The organism is Fusibacter paucivorans, assembly GCF_018390735.1.
Classification (GTDB): Bacteria; Bacillota; Clostridia; order Peptostreptococcales; family Acidaminobacteraceae; genus Fusibacter; species Fusibacter paucivorans.
Map to the genome: position 1 here is coordinate 1 of NZ_JAHBCL010000017.1, position 22,705 is coordinate 22,705.

The following is a 22,705-nucleotide window of genomic DNA, read 5'->3' on the forward strand; positions in this document are numbered from 1 at the left end:
ATGGTAATAGGCCTGAGGTGTAAGTGCAGTAATGTATGTAGCTGACAGGTACTAATAGATCGAGGACTTGACCAAAACTCTGAAGGAAGGTTTCTAACTATATGCAATTTTGAGTGTGCGGCATGGTATATGACAGAGATGTGATGAGCCATGAAGTATACAAAGGCAAGGAAAACATTTGATCTGACGATCAAATGACACTACGCAAACTATACTTTCTAACGAAAGTACCACGTTTGCTACGTTTATCCGGTGACGATGGCGGAGGGGCTACACCTGTACCCATCCCGAACACAGAAGTAAAGTCCTCCAGCGCCGATGGTACTTGGCGGGAAGCTGCCTGGGAGAGTAGGACGTTGCCGGTTTTGAATAAGACCACATATCATTAATGATATGTGGTTTTTTCATATAATATTATGATACTAGATTAAAACTTCTATACTAATTATAAGCGATATTTTATGATATGATGGCTCTTAGTAATCGTTAAGGATTTTAAGTTTCATTGATCAGGACTTCTTTGTAATTTTACAAAGCATGAACTTGAGATCGTATTGTCAAATTTGCAATAAAGTGCGACTTGCTAAAAAAGATGCCGCATGAAAAATGACATCAATGTGGAATAGCGCATCATAAAAAAATGTTATGCAAGTTGCCATGTGAAAAATGTCAAAATCATGACTAGTTGGCGTCAATTGTATATTAGAATTAGAATTGATTAATGAAAATTTAAAAAGTTATTTTGTTGTTTGAGGTTCCAAAAGCAGAGATTAATGCAGAATTTGGCGATTAAATGTTTTTCATAGAAAGACAATTTGGTGTGAATACTTAAGTTTAAAAAAATAATCAAATATTGTTTTTGAATGTTCTTGCAGGATGACTTGCAAATAATTATTGCGATTATTTGTAATTAAATGATATAAGATTAATAGGTTATGAAGTTTTAAAAAAAGCAGTTGAAATAATAGACAAATTTTATAGATTGATCATTTTTGCATTTTTTATCAAAGCGTTTAAGCTTATTCATTTTTGGTATGAATAGATATAAATATGCCGTTGGTACAAAAAAAGTAGAATTGTTGTGTATTTTTAATCTTCTATACGCCAGTTAAATAGCTGAATGCTTCTGATTTGAACGTTTCTGTCGATTTTATTTGACATGATATTTTATTCAAAAACATCTTAACTATTGTATGCTTAATTGTAAAATAGTGGGATAACAAACATTCAAAACTTTCAGATAAGTCTTTGTGATGCATTTGACACATCTGGTATTTCTGTATAGAATAAAAAGGAATAGAATACCATGGAGGATGTATGGATCTTTTTGATCAAAAAAAGGAGAATAAATCTCTAACATCACTAATTTTTGATAAGATCAGGGAGGACATTTTAAATGGCCGTTACAGCTCCGGCGATAAGCTTGTTGAAATAAAACTTGCAGATGAACTTGGTGTCAGTCGTACGCCGGTGAGAGAAGCGCTTAAACAATTAGAACTCGACGGTCTGGTCGATAATATCCCTAATCGAGGGGTTGTAGTCAAAGGTATCACACGAGAAGATATTGATGATATTTTGACAATTCGGTTATGTATAGAAGGATTAGTTGGCCAATGGGCAGCCACTAGAATAACCGATGAAGAAGTTAAAGAACTAGATGAAATTTATGATTTAATGGAGTTCTATACAGTTAAAGAAGATGTTGACAAACTCTTTGAACTCAACACGAAATTTCATGAAACCCTTTATAAGGCGACAAAGAGTCGTTACTTGGAAGGTGTTTTAAAGGATTTTCAGTTATTTATCAAAAGTGCTAGAAACAATTCGTTAAAATCAGCTGGTCGTCCTAATTTAGCCCTCGATGAGCATAAGGCTATTTTGGATGCGATGAAAAATCATGATGAAATTGAAGCAAGACGTACATTAATTAATCACATTACACAATCTAATTCAAATATTAAACGACTTATGAATTTAACGACAACAGTAAACTGATTTACAGATGAAAGCCACATGAATATGTGGCTTTTGTGTTATAATGGATTGAGATTTAACGATTATTTGACATTTTGGAAGGGGAGATGCGGATGTCAAATTCAAGGCGAAGAGAAATAATATCATTATTAAAAAAGCATAAAGAGGCAATAACTGGAACGGTATTGGCTGAAATGCTTGGTGTATCACGTCAGGTAATTGTTCAGGATATTGCAGTACTGAGAGCACAGGGGACTCAAATTATTGCAACATCAAATGGCTATACGCTGCCACAGTCAGTACATGCTAACCGGCTGATCAAAACTTTAATTTCTAAACATGAAGGTTTTGAACAAATGGAAGAAGAGCTCATGATGATTATTGAATATGGCGGCAAGGTTATTGATGTAATTGTCGAGCATCCCGTATATGGAGAAATTGTTGGTAATTTGCATTTGACAACAGTTGATGATGTTCAAAAATTTATGGAAAAAGTTCGCAGTACTAATGCAAAGCCATTGGCTTCGCTTACAGAAGGTGAACATATTCATACAATTGAGATCCCAAGTGAAAAAGTTTTTAATCTCCTCGTTTTAGAATTAAAAGAAAAGGGTTATATTCAGTAAGGCACCACATACATTTAAATGGCGGTTATTCTGTAAATTTTACAGTTTTGCTTGCCATTTAGATACTTGCGGTGCTAAAATTATAGTCATACTGACAAGACAGATGAATTGACAATCTGTCAATACATTGGAGGCATTTATGAAGGTTAGACAATATTTAACCAAAACCTTAAATGGGATGGCTTTAGGGTTATTTGCATCATTAATTATCGGACTTATATTAAAGCAATTAGGTGACGTTTTTCACATTGCAGCACTTGTTACATTCGGAAGCATTGCGCAAGTCATGATGGGACCGGCAATTGGTGCGGCTGTTGCCTATAGTGTTGGCGCTTCACCCCTTGGTATTTTTGCATCAATTGTTGCTGGGACAATGGGGGCAGGCAGCGTTTCAATCAATGAAGCGGGTCAAATGCTTATTGGTATAGGTGAGCCAATGGGTGCTTTTGTTTCTGGACTTGTAGCAGCAGAATTTTCAAAACTCATTGCTGGCAAGACAAAAGTTGACATTGTTCTGGTTCCAGCTTTGACTATTATTGTTGGTGGTATCGTTGGCATCACGCTAAGTCCGGTAATTGCAACATTGATGAAGGGCATTGGACAAGTTATCAATACGGCTACAGAACTACAGCCAGTTCCAATGGGAATTGCCGTTGCTGTTTTGATGGGAATTATATTAACGCTGCCAATCAGCAGTGCAGCGCTTGCTATTTCTCTGGGACTCTCAGGTGTAGCGGCAGGTGCTTCATTAATTGGCTGCTGTTGTCAAATGATCGGATTTGCATGTATTAGTTATCGTGAAAACGGTATTGGCGGTTTTATTGCACAAGGACTAGGTACGAGTATGCTGCAAGTACCAAATATCATAAAGAACCCTAAGATTTGGATACCGTCAATTGTTGCAAGTGCTATTTTAGGTCCCATTGGGACTACGTTGCTTAAAATGGAAAGCAATAGCATTGGTGCCGGTATGGGAACCAGTGGTTTAGTAGGCCAATTTGGTACTTTTGCTGCAATGGGTGAGACGACTTCGACGACAATGCTCTTTGCATTAATTGCCATTATGCATTTTATACTTCCTGGCATTCTTTCATTGATTGTAAGCGAATGGATGCGCCGAAAAGGTTATATTAAATTAGGCGATTTGGCGCTGGATGACGGTAAAAAATAAAAGAAAAGATACTGGATAAGACTAAGTAAGCATAAATAAGAATGAATAAGAATAAATAAAGCAAAAGCACACCTTTCAGCGGCACGATTTAGTGTTCTGAACGATGTGCTTGTTTTTTCGACTGGAATGCATTGCAGCGTTCGCTTGTACTTTTAAAAACGATAATGGAGGGAAGCTGCTTTGACTTAAAGCCATACGCTCGACAGCCCATCGGGTTTTTAGGATCCCACGTGATATAATAAAATTTACAGGCACGACAATTAATATTTTCTGGCATAACAATATCCTTAAAATAAAATACTATACTATTAACTACTGCATTATACCCAATAAGGAGAAAATACGCAAGTAAGTCAGCGTAGCAACAGGTGTTTTACTAAGTAAAACATGGTTGCGAAGCGGTTTTGGCGTCAGCCAAAAGACATCCTAAGTGTACAGTAGCAACAGGTGTTTTACTAAGTAAAACATGGCCCGTAAGCGATTTTGGCGCAAGCCAAAAGACATCCTAAGTGTACAGTAGCAACAGGTGTTTTACTACGTAAAATATGGCCCGTAAGCGGTTTTGGCGTCAGCCAAAAGACGTCCTTAGTGATATGAAAAAACAAGGTGAATATGGTATAATAAAAGCTGATTTTAAAGAATGGCGGTGTCTTTAGTGAAAGCGCACGGAAGAATTGGTATATTTGATTCAGGCTTGGGTGGTTTATCCGTTATGGCGGCAATACATCAATTGATGCCGAATGAATCTTTGCTCTACTATGGAGATTCAAAAAATGCACCCTACGGTATTAAGACAAAGGAAGCGGTGTACGATCGTTCTAAAGAGATTTGCGATCTTTTCATAGCTGAAGGATGCAAAGCGATTGTTATTGCCTGTAATACGGCTACAAGCGCTGCAGTGACGAAATTAAGAGAAGTGATGCCCGTACCGATTATTGGCATGGAGCCGGCGATTCGACCTGCGCTAAGGATGACGAAAGGCAAAGTTTTAGTATTGGCGACGGCGATGACGTTAAAAGAGGATAAGTTTAATCTTCTCGTTCAGGATATGTCAGCAGAATCGCGTATTCTTAGATGGCCGGCACCTGACTTGGTGACACTTGTGGAAAATGATTTTGACAACGAGAATTTGGTTACCGAAGCGGTATCGAAATGCTTTGCATCTCTCAAAGATACAGAAAAACCGGATGCCGTCGTATTAGGTTGTACACACTTTGTTTTTCTAAAAAGAGAAATCGAAACTTACTTTAATCATGAAGCCGTCGTTATTGATGGCAACTTTGGAACAGCTCAACAGTTAAAGCGACAATTGGAAATAAAAAACTTATGTGTTAATGATGAAGAAGTTGGAACACTTGAAATACGCAATAGTTTTGGCGAAGCTTTTGAAAAGAAATCCAAGGACATGCTGTCACATCTGTTGAAGGAGGCGAGGCATCATGGCGAATAAATGGGAAACGGCTATTAACTATGGTTTAAATACAATTTTAGAGGAAGCAGTTTTCGATGAACGCTCTGAACTTATTTTTAAAAAGTACTATGGCATTCACTGTGAACGCAAAACACCAAAGGAAATAGCAAAACTTACAAAAATGCCGATAAAAAAACTTAAACTTGAAATGACAAAAATCGATAATAAGGTTTTTAACATTTTGAAAAAGAACGACTTGTGGATAGCATCAGAAGATGCCATGAGTAGTGGCGATGACAGATCTGATGAACAAATGTGACCGCTATTGACGAGCAGTTCAGGATGCGTTATAATGATAAAAATTTCATTAATTTGTCGAATAGGCTGTGATGGGAATCAGTAGTATGTTGAAGAGCAAAGAGAGTCGGTGGCAGGTGAAAACCGAACTTAGAGATATGTGAATCTATCCCGGAGTTTTTAGGTAATGCTAAACGTAGTCAAGGCGTTAACTTGATCGAGTGGGTATTTGTTTAAATGCCAACTAGGGTGGCAACGCGGGTAAACTTCTCGTCCCTTTATTGGGATGAGGAGTTTTTTTGATGGAAGAATAGGAGGAGACGATGTTAGATTTAAAGCGAATCAGGAATGATTACGAAGAAGTTGAGCGTCTTGTCAAGTTAAGGGGCAAAGGCGATTACGACTTGCCGAAGGTTAAGGCATTGGATGAAAAAAGACGAAGCCTTCTGGTCGAAGTTGAGGAAATGAAGAGCAATCAAAATAAAATTTCCAAAGAGATTCCAAAAATGAAAAAAGCCGGCGAAGATACAACGGCCATTTTTGATGAAATGAAAAAGCTTTCGGAAGCGATTAAGGCGATAGATTCAGATGTAAAAGATGTTGATGAAGCACTCATGGGTATTCTTATGGGCATTCCAAATACAGTGCATCCCGATACGCCTGTCGGTGAAGACGATCAGGATAACCTCGAAATTCGAAAATGGGGAACCCCTAGGCATTTTGACTTTGAAGCAAAGGCGCATTGGGATATCGGCACGGCACTGGATATTTTGGATTTTGAAAGAGCGACGAAAATCACCGGGACTCGATTTACAGTACTCAAAGGACAAGGCGCTAAATTGGAGCGTGCACTTATTAGCTTTATGCTTGATCTTCATACAGAGGAGCATGGCTTTACGGAAATACTACCGCCTTTTATGGTTAACCGCGATTCAATGACGGGAACGGGACAGCTTCCAAAATTTGAAGATGATATGTTCCATATTCCTTCTAAGGATTTCTTTTTGATTCCAACAGCAGAAGTACCGGTTACAAATCTATATGCAAATGAAATTTTAGATGAATTACAGCTCCCGATTTTCCATACGGCATATACGCCGTGTTTTAGAAAAGAAGCAGGCTCTGCCGGAAGAGATACGCGCGGAGTCATTCGACAGCATCAGTTCAACAAGGTCGAAATGGTAAAATTCGTTAAGCCGGAAGATTCTTATAATGAGCTGGAGAGCTTAACCAATGCAGCTGAAGACGTTTTGAAAAAACTTGAAATTCCATATAGAGTCGTTCAGCTCTGCAGTGGTGATGTCGGTTTTAGTTCTGCTAAAACATATGATATTGAAGTTTGGCTGCCAAGTTATGACGCCTATAAAGAAATTTCAAGCTGTTCTAATTTTGAAGATTTTCAGGCGAGAAGGGCAAATATTCGCTATCGTGATGCAGAGACGAAAAAAGTTAACTTTGTGCATACACTCAATGGTTCTGGTTTAGCCGTTGGCAGAACGCTTGCAGCAATTCTCGAAAATTATCAGAATGAAGATGGCACTGTCAGCATTCCAAAAGCACTTCAGCCATATATGGGTGGCAAAACTTTAATTGGATAATGTAAATATAGTGGTATTCATGCAACGGTAACCGTTTTCAAATTATATCAATGATTATCTGATCATTAGGAGCATGATTGAAATCACCCGGTGCGAATAAAAAATAAGGCCATTGCTTTTGCAATAGCCTTATTTTTATCATTTTAAATGCTAAAATAAAATGCCGAATTGATTGCGAATATCGTATGAATACATTTAAAGTATGATTTCCTGTAATTCATCCCATAAAATCTGAATGGGCGGCAGTTTTGTTTGATGTCTTTCAATATCTTTTGGCACCATACGTCTAAATTGAAGCTGATCGTCAGCCTCGAAGGGGATATGATAGACTATGAGTTGTTGGGGATTGATGGCTTCAACAACTTTTCGACCTGACACAAGGCGAACGAACATGGGATTGACAAAAAGGGTGTCAATCATTTCGCCGCTCAGCATTTCTTTAAAGTATTGGGGATTGTAATCACTGTCTCCGACTATCAAGACGCTTTTCCCGCTGAAATGAATAAGATAACAGTAGTTTTCAATTTCTTTATAAGCTTCCCCAGCATGGATGGTACAAAAGACTGTTATAGAAAGCGTATCTGTTAATGTGATTGTTATCTTTTCACCCAATGCAAGTGAAAGCGGGTAAACTGTTTCAGCTTGCTGTGATGCAATTTCACTGAGTGAAGGGTTCTTCAGCATTTGTTTTTCAGGCAGAAAAAACCCTTTTATTTTGTGATTTCGTAAGAATGCTTCCGTTTTTTCTGGTGAAAAATGATCTTCGTGATGATGGGTAAACAATACATATTGAATAGCTTGATAAGCTGTTTTTTCGCCTGCCAGCAAATCTTTCAGAACGTTTTCAGAAAGACCGCTAAAATCGGCATGCTCCTTTACATGAATGCCGTCAATTAACAGTTTTGTATTGCCACATTGTAAAAGGATGCCTTCATTTGCCAAGAGTGTAACGTGTATAGCCATGATTTATTGCCTCCGATCAAAAAATACCAACCAAACCGGAAAAGCACATTTTGCATAATTCTCAGTTTGATTGGCATTGCATTTATGCTGTCACTTATTGGGGATAGATTACTTTTATAAAAACGATCGCTTATGCGATGCGATTAAGCATCTAGCTATAGCATTCAGTATTAAGTATTCAGTTTAAGCACCCAGTTTAGCATCCAGTATTATGCATTCAGCTTTGACTGAAGGTAGGTTTCAATTCTTTTAAGCCCTTCCTGAACAAGTGACAGTTCCGTAGCATAAGACAGTCGAATATAATCATCTGTACCAAAGGCAATACCGGGGACGACGGCGAGATTGTAATCGTTTAGGAGGTCATCACATACTTTCAATGAGAAAGCCCCTTCAAAAGCCACGTGTTCTTTGATGCTGCCAATATTCAAATAAAGGTAAAAGGCACCATCAGGTGTGATGTATTCGATACCCTTCATGGTATTGAGCTGTTTGATAAGCGCTTCACGCCTTGACTTGTACACGGCAACCATTTGATCAATTTCAGTCTTTGATTCAGTGAGCGCGCCAACGCCGGCCCATTGTGAGGCAAGACTCGGGTGTGAGACGAGATGTCCTTGAATCGTGGCAATTGCCTTTGCGATTTCAGGTGAAGAAGCTGTGTAGCCAATGCGCAGCCCCGTCATGGCAGCTGATTTTGAAAGGCCGTTAATAAGAATTGTATTGGCCTTAGCAGCTTCAGAAATAGACGGAATAGAAGTAAAGGAATCTGTATAACAAATGCGCTCATAGATTTCATCACTGAGGATGTAAATGCCGTTATCAATACAGTAGTTGACAATTGGGATCAGTTCTTCCTTTGTATAAACGGCACCGGTTGGATTCGATGGATTATTGATAAAGAGCATCTTTGTCTTTGTCGTGTGATGTGCTTTTAAAGACTCCAGCGTCATTTTAAATTGATCTGTCTTGTTTGTTTGAAGCAAAACGGGTACGCCCCCGCAGATTTTGATCATTTCAGGGTAGCTCGTCCAATAAGGTACCGGCAGGATGACTTCGTCACCTTGATCGAGAATGGCAAGTAGGCTGTTGGTAATAGCGTGTTTGGCGCCAGAAGAGACGACAATATCCGAAGGTGTGTATAAAACGCCGTTCTCAGATTTTAGTTTTTCCACGATTGCCTCTCTAAGTGTGATGAGCCCCGGTACCAGATCGTATTTTGTCTGGTTTGTATGAAATGCTTCGACACCGCGTTCTGTTGCCTTTTCGGGGATAAAGAAATCCGGTTCGCCAATACTGAGGTCGACGATGGTTTTGCCTTCCTGTTTAAGTGCCTTAACTTTGGTACTGATACCAATGGTATATGACGGTGTTATTTGACTGACTTTTTTTGAAAGCATGCATAATCCTTTCTATCGTGACATAGGGTATTAAAGGGATTGACATATATGTTTAATAAAATTCTCATGAAACCCCTTGCGTATTGTGTTAAAATTATTATAGCAATTTAATGTAAAAACACAATTGCATTTCATTAGAAAATCAATAAACGAGGGTGAATATGTCTATTATTGACGGCATTTTTATAGGTTTGATCGTCTTGTTTTTTGTGATGGTGATGTTGTATGTTCTCGGTGACCTCTTTCGCGACATGGGGTATTATCGCCGAAAGCAAAAAAACGTTGTCGCATTGACAAAGGCACATCATAAGCGCCAGCCACAAAAAAATCAAGCGCCAAAACCACAAACGCCAAATGTACAGAGGCAATATAAGCGATGAGATTGACAGAAACTCTGGAAAAAATAAAGGCACAGCATTTAGTCTCTTTTTTTATGCCCGGGCATAAAATGGGTCGTAAAATAAGGGACTATTTTCCTTTATCCTATGAAAATGATATAACCGAAATTCCAGATGCTGATTATTTGCATGATCCAACAGGCGCCATTCTGGAAACGGAAAAACTGATATCACAGCAATATGATTCACTAGAGAGCAAAATGCTCGTCGGTGGCAGTACTGTGGGAATCCTTAGTATGATTTTGGGGTCAATGGCACGTGGCGATACGATTATCGTCAATCGAAACGCACACAAAAGTGTTTATCATGCCATTGAAATGGGTGGTTTGAAGCCTGTTTATTTAATTCCAGAAATGGATCAAACGCTTGATATTCCAGTGAATCTTTCAGCTTCAGAAATTGAAGCATTAATACAATTGTCACCAGATGTCAGAGCATGTCTATTAACCTATCCAACTTATGAAGGTATTTGCTATGATGTGAAATCAATTATTGATGTTTGCCATCGTCATGGCATTCTTGTACTCGTAGATGAGGCACATGGTTCACACTTGATGCTGAGTGAGGCACTGCCACCGTCTGCATTGACACTCGGCGCTGATATCGTGGTACAAAGTTTTCATAAAACGCTCCCTGCGCTGACGCAAACGGCATGCCTGCACTTTGGCAAGAATCATTTGCTGAATGACAGGCAAGTTGAAGGGATTAAATGGCATCTGGCAGCCCTTCAAACCAGCAGTCCTTCATATTTGCTAATGGGATCAGTTGATGCGATGCTCTCCTTATTGAAAGATCAAGGACCATTGCTAATGCGGCATCTCTTGAACGCGATTGCCGAATTTGAGTCTCAAATGAGTGATGTGTACTATTTGACAATTAAGCGATACAGGGGCATGGATGCGACAAAACTTATAGTGATGCTAAAAGACGATGTGATAAAATCCGGCTATGACGGCAATTGGCTGTCGGAAACACTTCGAGATCATTTTGGCATACAAGTAGAATATGCGGCGGATTATTTTTGCCTATTGATGACGAGTGTCTCAAATGACGATGAAGATTTTGAAAAGCTGATGCGGGCGTTAAAATCAATGGACAACATGATCGGCAAAAATACAACCAGAAAAACAAAAACATTTGTAAATAAATCAGAAGTATCGAGAAATCAGCTTTCTAAAGGTGAAGTGACAGCGTATATGACACAGCCGGAAACAGTCTACAGCCCATCTGAAGCAAAGCTGAAAGAATCTGAACGGTGCAACATAGCAGAAGCAGAGGGAAAGGTCAGTCGTGGCTACATTATTCCTTACCCGCCGGGAATTCCTATTTTAGTGCCTGGTGAACGCATTACCGGCGATAAGATCGCCGCCATAGAAAAATATCGCAAACGATTGATGTCATTACCGGAAGGTGGTATAGAGGTCATCAAATAACTTGAAAGGGCATAGTAAAATGAATCGATTAAAAAAAGAGCTTTTGGAGTGGGGACAGGCAATTGTCATTACAATCATCATCTTTTCCATTTACAATTATTTTTTCGCGACCACAACTGTTTATAATACATCCATGTATCCGACGCTGGTTGAAAAAGATATGCTATTTATGGCAAAACGTGTTGATTATCAGCCGGGCGATATTATTTCTTTTAAATCAGAGCTGACATTGACAGCGCGAGATTATGAAAGCCTGAACTTCATTCAGAAGATTCTTCATCACGAAGGTGAAAGAAAAAACCTGATTAAACGCATTATTGCCGGTCCTGGTGACAGTATTGAAGTTGCAGATGGAATCGTAAAAGTTAATGGTGAAATCATTGATGAGCCCTACATCAGTACGGTGACGACAAAATCTGCCTATTATGAAAAAATTCCGGAAGGCATGTATTTTTGTATGGGCGATAATCGATCTGTCAGCTATGACAGCCGTGAACTCGGTCTAATTCCAGAAGCGGACTTTATCGGTAAAGTCGTCTTCCGATTTATGCCGCTCAGTAAAATAGGGAACGTTGACTGATTGCGGACGATACCTAAAAAAGTGTAAAATCATGTGAAATATAGTGAAATTCAAGGGCTGAGCGAATGAAAAAATGGTTTTGTGGTATAATATAAATAGGCAATCAATATAACTGACTCAGCATGTTAAAACCTAAACGAATATGCTGATGAATACTCACATTAACAAGGAGGTGTGTGATATGAAACTCGTTATAGCAATCGTTCATGATGAAGACGCGCACGGTCTTATTAAAATGCTCACCGCTTCCGAGTTTGGTGTAACGAAACTCGCATCAACTGGTGGCTTCTTGAAATCGGGCAATACGACATTGCTAATCGGTGTTCAAAAAGAGCGCGTAGACAGTGTCCTTAGTATTATTGAAGAGACGTGTAAAACACGCAAGGAAATTACGACGACGACATCGCTCATGGGTGATAACAGTGTTATGGGGATGCCGCTGGAAATTACGGTCGGCGGTGCAACGGTGTTTGTCGTAGATGTTGAGAAATATCTAAAGCTTTAGAGGCAGATAAATGACGGATCGTGAAAAAAATATGCAACTCTTAGAGGAAGCGCAGTCAAATGGCCGACTATCCCACAGTTATATTTTTTCGGGAATAGAAGATGTTGACTTCGCCGTAAAAATAGCACAGAAAATCCTATGCAAGCGGGAACACACGGGATGTGGTTCCTGCTCCTCTTGTCTAAAGGTCTTATCCAATAATCATCCGGATCTTATGGTCATTGAGCCCGAGGGAACTTCCATCAAGAATGAACAAGTTGAAGCGTTTCAGAATTTTATGGTTATCAAACCATTTGAAAGTGATCATAAGATTGTTATTTTTAATGGTGCTCATGCGATGACGATACGCGCACAAAATCGCTTGTTAAAAATTCTGGAAGAACCCCCTGCTTATGCACTGATGATTTTAATGAGTAAACAGGTTGAGATGCTGCTTGATACCATTGCTTCCAGATGCCAGACGCTGAGTTTTCACAAGGATATGACGACCGTGGAAGATGAAGTGTTGACACATGCCATAGATTTTGTTAAAAGTTTAGAATTTAATGATATCAATCATATTTATAGTTTTTCGGCTTATGCAAAAGAAGACAAGGTACGTTTTAATATTTTTTTGCGCAAAGTCAATGAAATATTCAGAGATATTATGATTTTTAAAGAAACGCAGAATATTCAATTGATTAGTCATGAGAATTTCACTATACTTGATAATAGGAGTCAATTGTCACAACTTTCAGGACAATTCTCCTATCGGCGTCTCATCACGCTGATCTTTGCCGTTGAAGAAGTTGAGGCAAAGCTTAAAAGTAATATGAATTTTGATTTGACAATAGATCAGTTGCTATTTAAATGCCTTTCGACGCTGAATTAAGTGGACATAACACGTTATTCAGCATCTATAGACTAGGAGGACGAATGATCACGGTTGTAGGGATTAGATTTAAGCCTGCAGGAAAAATATATTATTTTGATCCGAGTGGTATCGACGTTGTGAAAGACCAGTACGTTATTGTTGAAACGGCACGTGGTGTTGAGTACGGGCACTGTGTCATCGGCAAACGCGATATCCCGGAAAATCAAATAATTAGTCCACTCAAGCCAGTACTCAGAGTGGCGACAAAAGAAGATGACGATAAACATCTTCAAAACCGCGAAAAGGCGAAAGATGCTTTTGGCATCTGTCTTGACAAAATTGCAGCCCATGGGCTGGAAATGAAACTCATTGATGTGGAATACACATTTGACAATAACAAAGTCATCTTTTATTTTACGGCAGATGGCCGGATTGATTTTAGAGAACTCGTTAAAGATTTAGCGGCTATTTTTAGAACGCGTATTGAATTGAGACAAATTGGTGTTCGGGATGAATCGAAGATGGTAAAGGGGCTTGGCCCTTGTGGACGTGAAATATGCTGTGGCAGCTGGCTCGGTGATTTTGCGCCTGTCTCTATTAAGATGGCAAAAGATCAAAACTTATCCCTTAATCCGGTTAAAATTTCTGGTCTTTGTGGACGCTTAATGTGCTGTTTGAAATTTGAATACGATACTTATGTTCAGATCCGAATCGGTATGCCGAATCGCGGTGATAAAGTGAAGACCCCTGAAGGGATGGCTGTCGTCGTCGATACGAACATCTTGCTCGAACTCGTTAAAGTTAGACACGTGGTTAAAGGTTCTAATGAACTAAGTGAAGATATTGTTGCTTATAAAAAGGATGAAATCAAAGTTGTAGAAGCTAATCGGAGCTCACATCACCATCATAAGCATACGAATGAAGATGGCGAACCGGTTGATTTTGCAGAACTCAAAAAACTTGAGGACTAGTCTCTCGTCTTATGAACGTGCATGCCAAACGGTTTGCACGTTTTTTTACAATGTAATTCAAATAGAGACATTAAGTTAAGTGAGGCAAGTGACAGGAGGCTTTGGTTGGAAGGAATGATTAAAACACATGAACGCGTAGATGATCTGCAATTGAATGGCTTGAAAATTATTCAGAATCCGAATGGTTTTTGTTTTGGCATTGATGCCGTATTACTCAGCGATTTTGTTAAACTGAAAAACCGTGATATCGCTGTTGAATTTGGTACGGGCACAGGCGTCATTCCCATTCTTCTTTCAGGAAAAACCAGTTTTGAAAAAATCTATGCTTATGAAGTACAGCACGATGTGGCTGACATGGCTTCACGAAGTGTTCAGATGAATGATCTGGAAGCGCGCATTGAAATTATTGAGGATAATTTGATCAATGCCGAAAAGCGTTTCAGTGCTCAGTCTGTAGATGCCGTCTTTACAAACCCACCGTACATGCGGATGGACAGCGGCATCAAGAATTTGGAAGATCAAAAGGCAATTGCCAGACATGAAGTATTGTGCAATTTAGAGGATATTATTCGGACAGCTGGTTATTTACTCAAAGATGGCGGCAACCTCTATATGATTCATCGGCCGAACAGACTTGTTGACATTGTTGCACTTTGCAGGCAGTATCGCATTGAGCCGAAAGAGATCCGTATGATACACCCTTTTGCGGGTAAAAAGCCCAATATTTTTCTCATAAGGTGTACCAAATACGGCCGCCCGGATTTAAAATTCTTAGACCCATTAATTGTCTATGAAAAGCCCGGTGTTTATACAGAAGAGATTTATCGAATCTACAGCATGGTCAATATGACGTCTTTTGCTGCCGGCAATGCAAAGAATGAAGACCTTTGAGAAAGGAAAATGTGCATGCAAACTGATCAAATGAACAAAAGTGCTCAAATAGAGATGACCGCCGGCAAATTATTTTTATGCGGTACGCCTATTGGCAATTTGGAAGATATCACTTATAGAGCACTGGAAACCCTTAAAAATGTCGATGTTATCTATGCAGAGGATACGCGGCATTCCATTAGACTCCTAACACACTTTGGCATATCAAAGCCGCTCTATAGCTATCATGAACACAATAAGCGTCAGGCAGCAGGTGAGATCCTTTCAAAACTTCGAAACGGCGAACGCGTTGCACTTGTCACAGATGCGGGCATGCCTGGTATCTCTGACCCCGGTGCCGACATTGTCGCCGCGTGTATCGATGCCGAAATGGCATTTGAAATCATCCCCGGCGTCACGGCGTTTACGACTGCTCTGGTAGGGTCGGGACTGGATACGACGCATTTTGCATTTGAAGGTTTTTTAGAAAGAGATAAAAAGGTGCGAATCGAACGCCTTGAGGCTTTAAAATATCAACAGCATACACTAATTTTTTATGAATCGCCGCATCGCATTAAGGAAACGCTAAAAGCAATGGCAGCTGTTTTTGGCACTAATCGCCGTGCTGTACTCGCCAAGGAGCTTACCAAACGCTATGAAAATTATTATCGAGGTACTTTAGAAGCGTTAATCGGTCAGCTCAATGAGGAAACGGTTCGCGGTGAGTGGGTTATCGTTATAGCGGGTTCTGAAGAAGCCCCTCCAGTGAATGCATTTTATGATCATCTGTCATTGGAAGAACATTTGAGACATTATTTAATGACGGGCATGACGAAAAAAGATGCGATGAAACAGATGGCAATCGATTTAAAAATGAAAAAATCTGAAATATACAATGCGCTGATTGATTTTGATATAGATGGCAACTGAAGACCGAAAAGTATAAAAGCAATACGGCATTCGTGCGGCAGCGATCCAATTCTTTAGGATAGCAATTGTGCAATTTCCTCAAGTAGCAAAAGACAAAAAATAAGAAGAAAAATTAGAATAGAGAGCACTCAGTATTAGAAGCGTTAAGAATCAAAGTGTATCAAGAATCAAGAAAGAGCGGAGTTAGCACTTCGCTCTTTAACTTTTGAATAAAATATAACTTGATTGCCCAAAAAAAGAATGAGAATTATAAGTTTTTTATTTCATCCATACAAACGGGACAAATATTTTTGCCCTTAATGTTTTTGACACCCTTTGCTTGACCGCAAAAAATGCACGCTGGTTCATACTTTTTGAGAATGATGGTTTCACCCTCGGTAAAAATTTCGAGCGCGTCTTTCTCACCAATATTGAGTGTTCTTCTCAATTCAATTGGAATGACGACACGTCCAAGTTCGTCAACTTTACGGACGATACCTGTAGATTTCATAAAACACCTCCTAAGCTAATGACATTTCCATATCCAAATCATAATATATATAAATTCGGTTGTCAACAAATGTAACTTAAGCCGTGATATTTGAAATTTGACCATTTTATGGCAATATAACTAGTTCAATCCCGCTAAATTGCCAATTTAAGGGGATTATGGAACAATTTTTATTGTAAATTATTATGATCAGATTCTTTTGCGGCAGTTTTTTGGACGCTGTTTTTTTCTTCATTTGCATCATCATCGTGTCCAAAGAACTTATTAAAAAAGGCGACGATTAATGCCAGCGTATTCACAACGGAAGAAACGCTGCTAACAGCAGATTTTTGTTCGTTGATAACACCGCTAACAGCTTCAGTGGTTTCAGCGATATTTTCAACGGTTCCCCTGAATTGATTCATGTCATGGGAAACCTCTGCTGTAATGGCTTCAATGTTTTCTGTAAGTGATGGTACAACTTTTAGAGTCTGATCGATTTCTGTACGGTTGTCGTCAACGATCGCGTTTACCTGTTTAATCACTTTGAGCACGCGCCTCAAAATGAGGATAAGATAGGCAAAAACGCCGATGAGAGCTCCCCAGAGTACAAATAGCAATAAGTCTTTAAATGAAAAAACGATTTGGCTGTCCATTGCGTCCTCCCTATATTTGTCATGTATTTGGTATAGAATGGCTGTAAAAAATAACATATCTGCCAGCAGTGCTCATTATACAAAACATTATATCAAAAAGAAGTATGAAAAAAAACAGCACGCAGAGTGCTTTCGACTCATTTGTACTGTTTTGATCATTCATACGTTCCTTGTTTAATCATTAATTCAAAGATCAGGACATGTGATGATTTAAAACTTGACGTGGTATGCCTGATTGTTGATACGTATTTTATGCGCATCAATAAAAAGCGAAGACGCTTCGAGATTGAGTGCAAAATTTGGAATAGTGACGAACAGATCATCCTCATCTTCGGCAGCCGCTGAAAATTCGCCAAAGCCGAAATCATCATAGGCGATGGCATTGAGTGCCTCGTCAGACAATTTTAATTCAGAATGCGTGTCGTGATCTATATAATAGAAGGCTTTTACGTCTTCGAATACAATTTCCGTATTTTCTGTGCTGTTTTTGTCTCGAATGGCAATGGAAATGGTTTCAGAGTCCATATTGAAATGAACAGCGCTGATTTTTCCCTTTGCATAAGAGTCAATAATGGGATTTAAGTTATTTGGCATGTAACACCTCGTTTCATAATCAATTTCCATGTGTTAAAAAAGGGCGGCCATCAAGTTTTCCTGCACAAAAATCTCGTGCCAATCACACATCCTTTTGATAACGATCAGCCAGTTAAAACGGTTTCAAAACATAAAATATTGACTATTTTGTCCGTGTTCTCAGTAGTGGCTGTAAACACATATATTAATATCACATTATGATGAGGCATGCAATCTTTTTTTGAAATATTAAAAATTATTTATCCCTTTTTTTGCAATTTAAAAATAAATTTCCGTCATAATGACTATTTATACATTTCTAAAAGTGTTGATTTACTTGCGTTCAGATAAGTTTCCAGAACGCTGTCATCGTGCGAAATTGAAAGAAAAAGACCTTCGAATTGCGCCGGCGGTAGTAAAACACCCTTATCCAGCATCTTTCTGAAATAGGTTGCATAGGCTTCGGTATCACAGTTTTTAACATCGTCATAGCACTTAAAAGGTCCTTTCGCAAAAAATAGACAAGGCATGCTGTGAAAGCGCGTAAAGGTAACCGGCAGCTCATTTGTCTCAATAAACGCCGCCATTTCCGAAGCGAGGTAGGATGCTTTTTCTTCCAGCTGTAAATAGAGTTCAGGATGCGCTTTTAAATATTGAAGTGTTTGAATGCCCATATGCATAGCCAGTGGATTACCGGAGAGTGTTCCTGCCTGATAAACGGGGCCGACTGGTGAAACCATTGCCATGATGTCGCTTTTGCCGGCATAAGCGCCGACGGGCAAACCGCCGCCGATGATCTTGCCAAAGCAGACCATATCGGGATCAATGCGGTAGATTTCAGATGCACCGCCATAGGCGAGTCGAAAGCCTGTAATGACCTCATCGAATATAAGCACAACGCCATATGCAGTCGACAAGCGCCTGAGTGCCGCCATAAAGGCTTCTGTTGCGGGGACGACACCCATGTTGCCGGCGACGACTTCGACGATGGCACAGGCGATCTCACTGCCCTGAGCGGCAAAGAGTGATTCGAGCATTTCTACGTCATTGTAAATGCCGACGAGGGTATCCTTTACTGTATCTGCCGGAACGCCGGGACTGGTGGGTACGCCATAGGTCAGCGTTCCTGAACCCGACTTGACGAGCAGCGCATCCGAATGGCCGTGATAGCAGCCTTCAAATTTTAGAATTTTCTGGCGTCCGGTATAGCCTCTGGCGACGCGAATTGCACTCATGGTCGCTTCTGTACCCGAGTTGACCATGCGCACGCGTTCTGCCGCCGGATAGGCCTCGGCGATCATTTCCGCCATGGTGACTTCAAGGTGGCTTGGAACGCCGTAGCTGGTGCCTTTTTGAAATATTTTTTCGATGCCGTCGAGCAGAGCTGGGTGACTGTGCCCTAAGATGAGTGGCCCCCACGAACAGATCAGGTCGATGTATCGATTGCCGTCGACATCGTAGATATAAGGGCCTTCGCCGCGTTCGATAAAAATCGGATTGATTCCGACGGATTTAAATGCGCGTACGGGGCTGTTGACGCCGCCGGGAATAACGGCCTTTGCCCTTTCAAAGAGGGCTTCGGATTTTTCGTGATTGAGGTGCATAAACGGTCTCCTTCTGTGCAGTGTGCGGTGTTAATCATTCAGCCATTTTTCGGCGACGAATTTTGAGAAATAAGTGATAATGAGATCGGCGCCTGCGCGCTTAAAGCCAATCAGCGTTTCATAAATGATGTTTTCATTGACGAGTCCCTGCGCGATGCCATTTTTGATGAGTGCGTATTCTCCGCTGACATTATAGCAGACAATGGGTTTCGGAATATTGTCTTTAAGCGTATGAATGAGGTCCATATACATCATCGCAGGTTTCACCATGATAAAATCAGCACCGCTTTCAATAGCTTCATAGGCGACGTCCAGCGCTTCTCTGGCGTTGTGATAGTCCATTTGATAGGTATCACGTGAGCCTGATTTAGGGCTTGAATCCGCCAGTGTACGAAATGGACCGTAATAATTGGAGCAGAATTTTAAAGAATAAGCCATAATGGGCACGTAGGTATAGCCAGCATCGTCGAGAACATCTCGAATGGCTTCAATGCGGCCATCCATCATATCAGAAGGGGCGACGATATCTGCACCTGCTTCTGCGTGGCTGAGCGCAATTTTGGCCATATATGGCAGTGTCTCGTCGTTGAGGATAATGCCGTCTTCTGACAAAATACCGCAGTGACCGTGGTCGGTGTACTGACACATACAGACATCAGTGATGACACAGAAACTCGGATCAAAAGCTTTAATGACTTTTATAGCGCGCTGAACGATGCCATCTGGATCGAAGGCGGAACTTGCAATGCTGTCTTTGCTGCCGGGGACGCCAAAGAGTAGAATGCTTTTCAAACCGAGAGACTGTAAGGTTTCGAGTTCTTCCGGCAGTCGGTCGAGTGAATAAGTGAAAAAGTCCGGCATTGCCGAGGATTCGATTTTTAAATTTTCACCTTCCATGACGAAGATGGGTGTGATTAAATCAGATTTTTTCAGGGCTGCTTCTTGAACCATTTTGCGAATGGTTGGACTGGTTCTCAGTCGTCTATAGCGTTTCATTTGGAACCTCCATAATGGCTTTGGCCAATGCTTCTAAAGTGTGTGGCGCTGCTTCGATATCAATTGGATAACCGAGCGCTTTAAGTGTCTGACTGGTGATGGGGCCAATGGATGCAATTTTGGCATCAGGGCGCAAAGTCAAAGTGTTGGCCTTTAAAAAGGCGTCAAAATTTTCTGCTGTAGAGCCGCTGGTAAAGGTGACGATATCAATGGCCGTCTCAATAAGCTTTCGAATATCGTCAACCTCTTGCAATACGGTTGCCGGCACCGTTTTATAAATGTGCAGTGCCGTGCAGCGGCAAATGCCGTCTAGCCATTCTGAAAGCAGAGGACGCGCTTTTTCAGCTGTTGGCAGTAGAATATGGTCTTCTGCCGTGAGTACGGATTGCATATGGTCGATAATGCCCTCTTGCGTGAAGGTTTCAGGGATGTAGTCCGGCATGATTCCATAGCTTTTCAGCCACTTAGCTGTTTGCGTTCCAATGGCGAGCACTTTTAAATGCCCCAGTGCACGTACATCTCTGCCGCTTTCAAAGAGTGCTGTCATAAAACGCTTTATGGCATTTTCACTGGTAAACCAGAGTTGTGTATACTGATGAAGCGATTCGATTGCCGTTTGCAGCTCAGAATCGTGAATGTTTTCAAAGTCGATCATTGGCAGTTCAATGACCTTGGCGCCGAGATTTTCCAGCATCTCGGAAAATCGACTGGCCTGTCGACTGGAGCGGGTGACGAGAATACGCTTGCCGAACAGCGGCTTTGCTTCAAACCAGTCCAGGGTTTCGCGCATGGTAACGACTTTACCCACGACCAAAAGCGCCGGAGAGTCAATACTGCCAAGCGGCAATGCCGTCTCAGCTGTTGCAAGGGTTGCCTCGTAGACGCGTTGATCGGCACTTGCCGCTTTGGAGACGACGGCAAGCGGTGTTTGACCATCCTTGCCGTTTGCCATCAGCTGTGCACAGATATTGGCGATATTGGCAATGCTCATGAGAAAGACCAGTGTGCCGGACAGCTTTGCGATTACAGACCAGTCATGATCGAGACTGTCGTCTTTAAAATGGCCCGTTAAAACGTGGAACGAAGATGCATAATCCCGATGCGTAATGGGAATGCCGGCATAAGCCAACCCGCCAATGGAAGAAGAAATACCGGGAACGACCTCAAATGGGACGCCGTGCGCCTTTAAAAACGCAGCTTCTTCGCCGCCGCGACCGAAGACGTATGGATCGCCGCCTTTCAGTCGAACGACGCGCTGATAGCGGTAAGAGAGGCTGACGAGCAGTTCATTGATATCATCCTGCGGCATGGCATGATTGGATGCTGCCTTGCCGACATATATCTTTTCGGCGTTTTCCGGAGCGAGCCGAATTAAATCTTCCGGAATAAGGCGATCGTAAATAACACAATCGCATGTTTTGATAAGCATTTCGCCTTTTCGCGTCAAGAGCATGGGATCACCCGGCCCTGAACCGACGAGGTAGACGGTGGAGGGATTGACAGACATGTTCATTGACATCCTTTCTTTGACTGTTTCAGCAGCCTTTATACCGAGTTTTTCTGCTGCCGCTGCGGTGCCTTTGACATCTGCATAATAGAGTGCATTGCCGTCTTCATCACCAAAAACACAGTGAAGGGTTAGCTGATCGCCATCTAAATGGGCATAGGCGCCAATTGGGAGATGGCAGCTACCGTCGACAGCAGCGAGGAAGCTGCGTTCTGCACTGGTGCAGACAGCAGTTTCACGATCTGCCAGTGCATTTAAGAGGGTACCGGTTTCAAGGTCATCTATGCGGTATTGCAGGCAGAGTGCGCCTTGTGCCGGTGCCGGTATCATTTCATTTGGTTCAAGGTAAGCACTAATCTGATGTGTCAGGTCTAATCGATGGAGACCGGCTGCCGCCAGCACGACGCCATCCAGCGCCATGGTTTCAATTTTGGCGATGCGCGTTTCGACATTGCCTCGAATGGCAACAACCTCAAGGTCGGGACGAAGCTGTTTCAGCTGAAAGGCGCGTCTTTTGCTGCCCGTACCAATTTTGGCACCTTGCGGTAAGTCATTTAGCCCCTGATAACCTTTTTTGAGAACCAGCGCATCGCGAACGTCTTCGCGGGCAGGTGGTGCCGCAAAGCAAAGGCCATCAGCGCATTGACTCGGCATATCTTTCATGCTGTGCACGGCAAAATCGATATCACCACTTAAGAGTTGGGCTTCGATTTCCTTGACAAAAAGGCCTTTATCACCGATTTTATCAAGGGATACATTTAAGATCTGATCACCCTTTGTCGAGATGATTTTCTTTTCAATTTTAAGATCGGGATATTTTGCAGACAGGGCGGCAATCACCCAGTCCGTCTGGAAAAGTGCCAGTCGGCTGCCACGGGTACCAACGATAATGGTTTTATCCATATTTGATCTATTCATCTTAA

General features: G+C 41.1%; 22 protein-coding genes, 1 rRNA gene and 1 other annotated feature. Of the genes, 15 read left to right on the top strand and 8 right to left on the bottom strand.

What is annotated here, in order from left to right; genetic code table 11:
* Positions 1 to 248 precede the first annotated feature (248 nt).
* The 7 genes from rrf to serS all read left to right on the top strand — a co-directional run bounded on the left by rrf (position 249) and on the right by serS (position 7,077).
* Positions 249 to 365: ribosomal RNA gene (gene rrf / locus KHM83_RS10615) — 5S ribosomal RNA — on the top strand.
* A gap of 952 nt (positions 366 to 1,317) precedes the next feature.
* On the top strand, positions 1,318 to 1,995 hold the full coding sequence (locus tag KHM83_RS10620) for a GntR family transcriptional regulator (RefSeq protein WP_213236995.1): 678 nt from the start codon (positions 1,318 to 1,320) through the stop codon (positions 1,993 to 1,995).
* Between the two features lie 92 nt (positions 1,996 to 2,087).
* Positions 2,088 to 2,600, top strand: a complete 513-nt coding sequence (locus tag KHM83_RS10625) for a transcription repressor NadR (protein WP_213236996.1) — start codon at positions 2,088 to 2,090, stop codon at positions 2,598 to 2,600.
* Positions 2,601 to 2,739: 139 nt separating this feature from the next.
* On the top strand, positions 2,740 to 3,771 hold the full coding sequence (locus tag KHM83_RS10630; protein WP_213236997.1) for a PTS transporter subunit IIC: 1,032 nt from the start codon (positions 2,740 to 2,742) through the stop codon (positions 3,769 to 3,771).
* A gap of 655 nt (positions 3,772 to 4,426) precedes the next feature.
* Positions 4,427 to 5,221 (top strand): glutamate racemase, encoded by a 795-nt coding sequence (gene murI, locus KHM83_RS10635; RefSeq protein ID WP_213236998.1) that lies wholly within the window; start codon positions 4,427 to 4,429, stop codon positions 5,219 to 5,221.
* Complete coding sequence (locus KHM83_RS10640) at positions 5,211 to 5,501, top strand: hypothetical protein (RefSeq protein ID WP_213236999.1); 291 nt, start codon at positions 5,211 to 5,213, stop codon at positions 5,499 to 5,501. Before murI ends, KHM83_RS10640 begins: the two co-directional genes overlap by 11 nt.
* Before the next feature lie 58 nt (positions 5,502 to 5,559).
* Positions 5,560 to 5,760, top strand: a binding site (T-box leader).
* A 42-nt stretch (positions 5,761 to 5,802) separates the two neighbouring features.
* On the top strand, positions 5,803 to 7,077 hold the full coding sequence (gene serS, locus KHM83_RS10645) for a serine--tRNA ligase (protein ID WP_213237000.1): 1,275 nt from the start codon (positions 5,803 to 5,805) through the stop codon (positions 7,075 to 7,077).
* A gap of 195 nt (positions 7,078 to 7,272) precedes the next feature.
* Here serS and KHM83_RS10650 read toward each other — a convergent pair whose 3' ends face one another.
* Positions 7,273 to 8,040 carry an MBL fold metallo-hydrolase gene (locus KHM83_RS10650; protein WP_213237001.1) on the bottom strand — a complete coding sequence of 256 codons (768 nt, stop codon included), beginning with the start codon at positions 8,038 to 8,040 and terminating at the stop codon, positions 7,273 to 7,275.
* A gap of 209 nt (positions 8,041 to 8,249) precedes the next feature.
* Positions 8,250 to 9,437, bottom strand: a complete 1,188-nt coding sequence (locus KHM83_RS10655) for a pyridoxal phosphate-dependent aminotransferase (protein WP_213237002.1) — start codon at positions 9,435 to 9,437, stop codon at positions 8,250 to 8,252.
* Positions 9,438 to 9,598: 161 nt separating this feature from the next.
* Between KHM83_RS10655 and KHM83_RS10660 the strand changes: the two genes are divergently transcribed.
* The 8 genes from KHM83_RS10660 to rsmI all read left to right on the top strand — a co-directional run bounded on the left by KHM83_RS10660 (position 9,599) and on the right by rsmI (position 15,977).
* The gene (locus KHM83_RS10660; RefSeq protein WP_213237003.1) at positions 9,599 to 9,817 is read left to right on the top strand and encodes a hypothetical protein; all 219 of its coding nucleotides are present in this window, start codon (positions 9,599 to 9,601) and stop codon (positions 9,815 to 9,817) included.
* Positions 9,814 to 11,268 (top strand): aminotransferase class I/II-fold pyridoxal phosphate-dependent enzyme, encoded by a 1,455-nt coding sequence (locus tag KHM83_RS10665; RefSeq protein WP_213237004.1) that lies wholly within the window; start codon positions 9,814 to 9,816, stop codon positions 11,266 to 11,268. Before KHM83_RS10660 ends, KHM83_RS10665 begins: the two co-directional genes overlap by 4 nt.
* Before the next feature lie 19 nt (positions 11,269 to 11,287).
* Positions 11,288 to 11,848, top strand: a complete 561-nt coding sequence (gene lepB / locus KHM83_RS10670) for a signal peptidase I (RefSeq protein WP_213237005.1) — start codon at positions 11,288 to 11,290, stop codon at positions 11,846 to 11,848.
* Between the two features lie 181 nt (positions 11,849 to 12,029).
* Entirely contained in the window at positions 12,030 to 12,353 is a 324-nt protein-coding gene (locus tag KHM83_RS10675) for a cyclic-di-AMP receptor (protein ID WP_213237006.1), read from the top strand.
* Between the two features lie 10 nt (positions 12,354 to 12,363).
* A complete protein-coding gene (locus tag KHM83_RS10680; RefSeq protein ID WP_213237007.1) occupies positions 12,364 to 13,224 on the top strand; it encodes a DNA polymerase III subunit in 861 nt (286 codons plus the stop codon).
* Positions 13,225 to 13,268: 44 nt separating this feature from the next.
* Positions 13,269 to 14,177, top strand: coding sequence for a PSP1 domain-containing protein (locus KHM83_RS10685; RefSeq protein ID WP_213237008.1), 909 nt, complete (start codon positions 13,269 to 13,271; stop codon positions 14,175 to 14,177).
* 114 nt (positions 14,178 to 14,291) lie between these two features.
* Positions 14,292 to 15,068 carry a tRNA1(Val) (adenine(37)-N6)-methyltransferase gene (locus tag KHM83_RS10690; RefSeq protein ID WP_213237087.1) on the top strand — a complete coding sequence of 259 codons (777 nt, stop codon included), beginning with the start codon at positions 14,292 to 14,294 and terminating at the stop codon, positions 15,066 to 15,068.
* A 15-nt stretch (positions 15,069 to 15,083) separates the two neighbouring features.
* A complete protein-coding gene (gene rsmI / locus KHM83_RS10695; RefSeq protein ID WP_246543037.1) occupies positions 15,084 to 15,977 on the top strand; it encodes a 16S rRNA (cytidine(1402)-2'-O)-methyltransferase in 894 nt (297 codons plus the stop codon).
* Positions 15,978 to 16,224: 247 nt separating this feature from the next.
* Here the strand turns inward: rsmI and KHM83_RS10700 are convergent, their stop codons facing one another.
* The 6 genes from KHM83_RS10700 to hemC form a co-directional block, all read right to left on the bottom strand.
* A complete protein-coding gene (locus tag KHM83_RS10700) occupies positions 16,225 to 16,467 on the bottom strand; it encodes an AbrB/MazE/SpoVT family DNA-binding domain-containing protein (RefSeq protein ID WP_213237009.1) in 243 nt (80 codons plus the stop codon).
* 170 nt (positions 16,468 to 16,637) lie between these two features.
* A complete protein-coding gene (locus KHM83_RS10705; protein WP_213237010.1) occupies positions 16,638 to 17,102 on the bottom strand; it encodes a hypothetical protein in 465 nt (154 codons plus the stop codon).
* A gap of 210 nt (positions 17,103 to 17,312) precedes the next feature.
* A complete protein-coding gene (locus tag KHM83_RS10710; protein WP_213237011.1) occupies positions 17,313 to 17,696 on the bottom strand; it encodes a YxiG family protein in 384 nt (127 codons plus the stop codon).
* 284 nt (positions 17,697 to 17,980) lie between these two features.
* Entirely contained in the window at positions 17,981 to 19,279 is a 1,299-nt protein-coding gene (gene hemL, locus KHM83_RS10715; RefSeq protein WP_213237012.1) for a glutamate-1-semialdehyde 2,1-aminomutase, read from the bottom strand.
* A 30-nt stretch (positions 19,280 to 19,309) separates the two neighbouring features.
* Complete coding sequence (gene hemB, locus KHM83_RS10720; RefSeq protein ID WP_213237013.1) at positions 19,310 to 20,275, bottom strand: porphobilinogen synthase; 966 nt, start codon at positions 20,273 to 20,275, stop codon at positions 19,310 to 19,312.
* Positions 20,262 to 22,700: a hydroxymethylbilane synthase gene (gene hemC, locus KHM83_RS10725; RefSeq protein ID WP_213237014.1), complete on the bottom strand. Its 2,439-nt coding sequence runs from the start codon at positions 22,698 to 22,700 to the stop codon at positions 20,262 to 20,264. Before hemC ends, hemB begins: the two co-directional genes overlap by 14 nt.
* Between the last annotated feature and the right edge of the window lie 5 nt (positions 22,701 to 22,705).

What these genes read in the sequence shown, in the direction of transcription:
- KHM83_RS10640 (WP_213236999.1), top strand. Translation starts at nt 5,211, where the DNA reads ATGGCGAATAAATGGGAAACGGCTATTAACTATGGTTTAAATACAATT.
- hemC (WP_213237014.1), bottom strand. Translation starts at nt 22,700, where the DNA reads ATGAATAGATCAAATATGGATAAAACCATTATCGTTGGTACCCGTGGC.
- lepB (WP_213237005.1), top strand. Translation starts at nt 11,288, where the DNA reads ATGAATCGATTAAAAAAAGAGCTTTTGGAGTGGGGACAGGCAATTGTC.
- hemB (WP_213237013.1), bottom strand. Translation starts at nt 20,275, where the DNA reads ATGAAACGCTATAGACGACTGAGAACCAGTCCAACCATTCGCAAAATG.
- serS (WP_213237000.1), top strand. Translation starts at nt 5,803, where the DNA reads ATGTTAGATTTAAAGCGAATCAGGAATGATTACGAAGAAGTTGAGCGT.
- KHM83_RS10690 (WP_213237087.1), top strand. Translation starts at nt 14,292, where the DNA reads ATGATTAAAACACATGAACGCGTAGATGATCTGCAATTGAATGGCTTG.
- KHM83_RS10620 (WP_213236995.1), top strand. Translation starts at nt 1,318, where the DNA reads ATGGATCTTTTTGATCAAAAAAAGGAGAATAAATCTCTAACATCACTA.
- KHM83_RS10655 (WP_213237002.1), bottom strand. Translation starts at nt 9,437, where the DNA reads ATGCTTTCAAAAAAAGTCAGTCAAATAACACCGTCATATACCATTGGT.
- KHM83_RS10660 (WP_213237003.1), top strand. Translation starts at nt 9,599, where the DNA reads ATGTCTATTATTGACGGCATTTTTATAGGTTTGATCGTCTTGTTTTTT.
- KHM83_RS10625 (WP_213236996.1), top strand. Translation starts at nt 2,088, where the DNA reads ATGTCAAATTCAAGGCGAAGAGAAATAATATCATTATTAAAAAAGCAT.
- KHM83_RS10630 (WP_213236997.1), top strand. Translation starts at nt 2,740, where the DNA reads ATGAAGGTTAGACAATATTTAACCAAAACCTTAAATGGGATGGCTTTA.
- KHM83_RS10685 (WP_213237008.1), top strand. Translation starts at nt 13,269, where the DNA reads ATGATCACGGTTGTAGGGATTAGATTTAAGCCTGCAGGAAAAATATAT.
- KHM83_RS10705 (WP_213237010.1), bottom strand. Translation starts at nt 17,102, where the DNA reads ATGGACAGCCAAATCGTTTTTTCATTTAAAGACTTATTGCTATTTGTA.
- hemL (WP_213237012.1), bottom strand. Translation starts at nt 19,279, where the DNA reads ATGCACCTCAATCACGAAAAATCCGAAGCCCTCTTTGAAAGGGCAAAG.
- KHM83_RS10710 (WP_213237011.1), bottom strand. Translation starts at nt 17,696, where the DNA reads ATGCCAAATAACTTAAATCCCATTATTGACTCTTATGCAAAGGGAAAA.
- KHM83_RS10675 (WP_213237006.1), top strand. Translation starts at nt 12,030, where the DNA reads ATGAAACTCGTTATAGCAATCGTTCATGATGAAGACGCGCACGGTCTT.
- KHM83_RS10665 (WP_213237004.1), top strand. Translation starts at nt 9,814, where the DNA reads ATGAGATTGACAGAAACTCTGGAAAAAATAAAGGCACAGCATTTAGTC.
- KHM83_RS10700 (WP_213237009.1), bottom strand. Translation starts at nt 16,467, where the DNA reads ATGAAATCTACAGGTATCGTCCGTAAAGTTGACGAACTTGGACGTGTC.
- rsmI (WP_246543037.1), top strand. Translation starts at nt 15,084, where the DNA reads ATGCAAACTGATCAAATGAACAAAAGTGCTCAAATAGAGATGACCGCC.
- KHM83_RS10680 (WP_213237007.1), top strand. Translation starts at nt 12,364, where the DNA reads ATGACGGATCGTGAAAAAAATATGCAACTCTTAGAGGAAGCGCAGTCA.
- KHM83_RS10650 (WP_213237001.1), bottom strand. Translation starts at nt 8,040, where the DNA reads ATGGCTATACACGTTACACTCTTGGCAAATGAAGGCATCCTTTTACAA.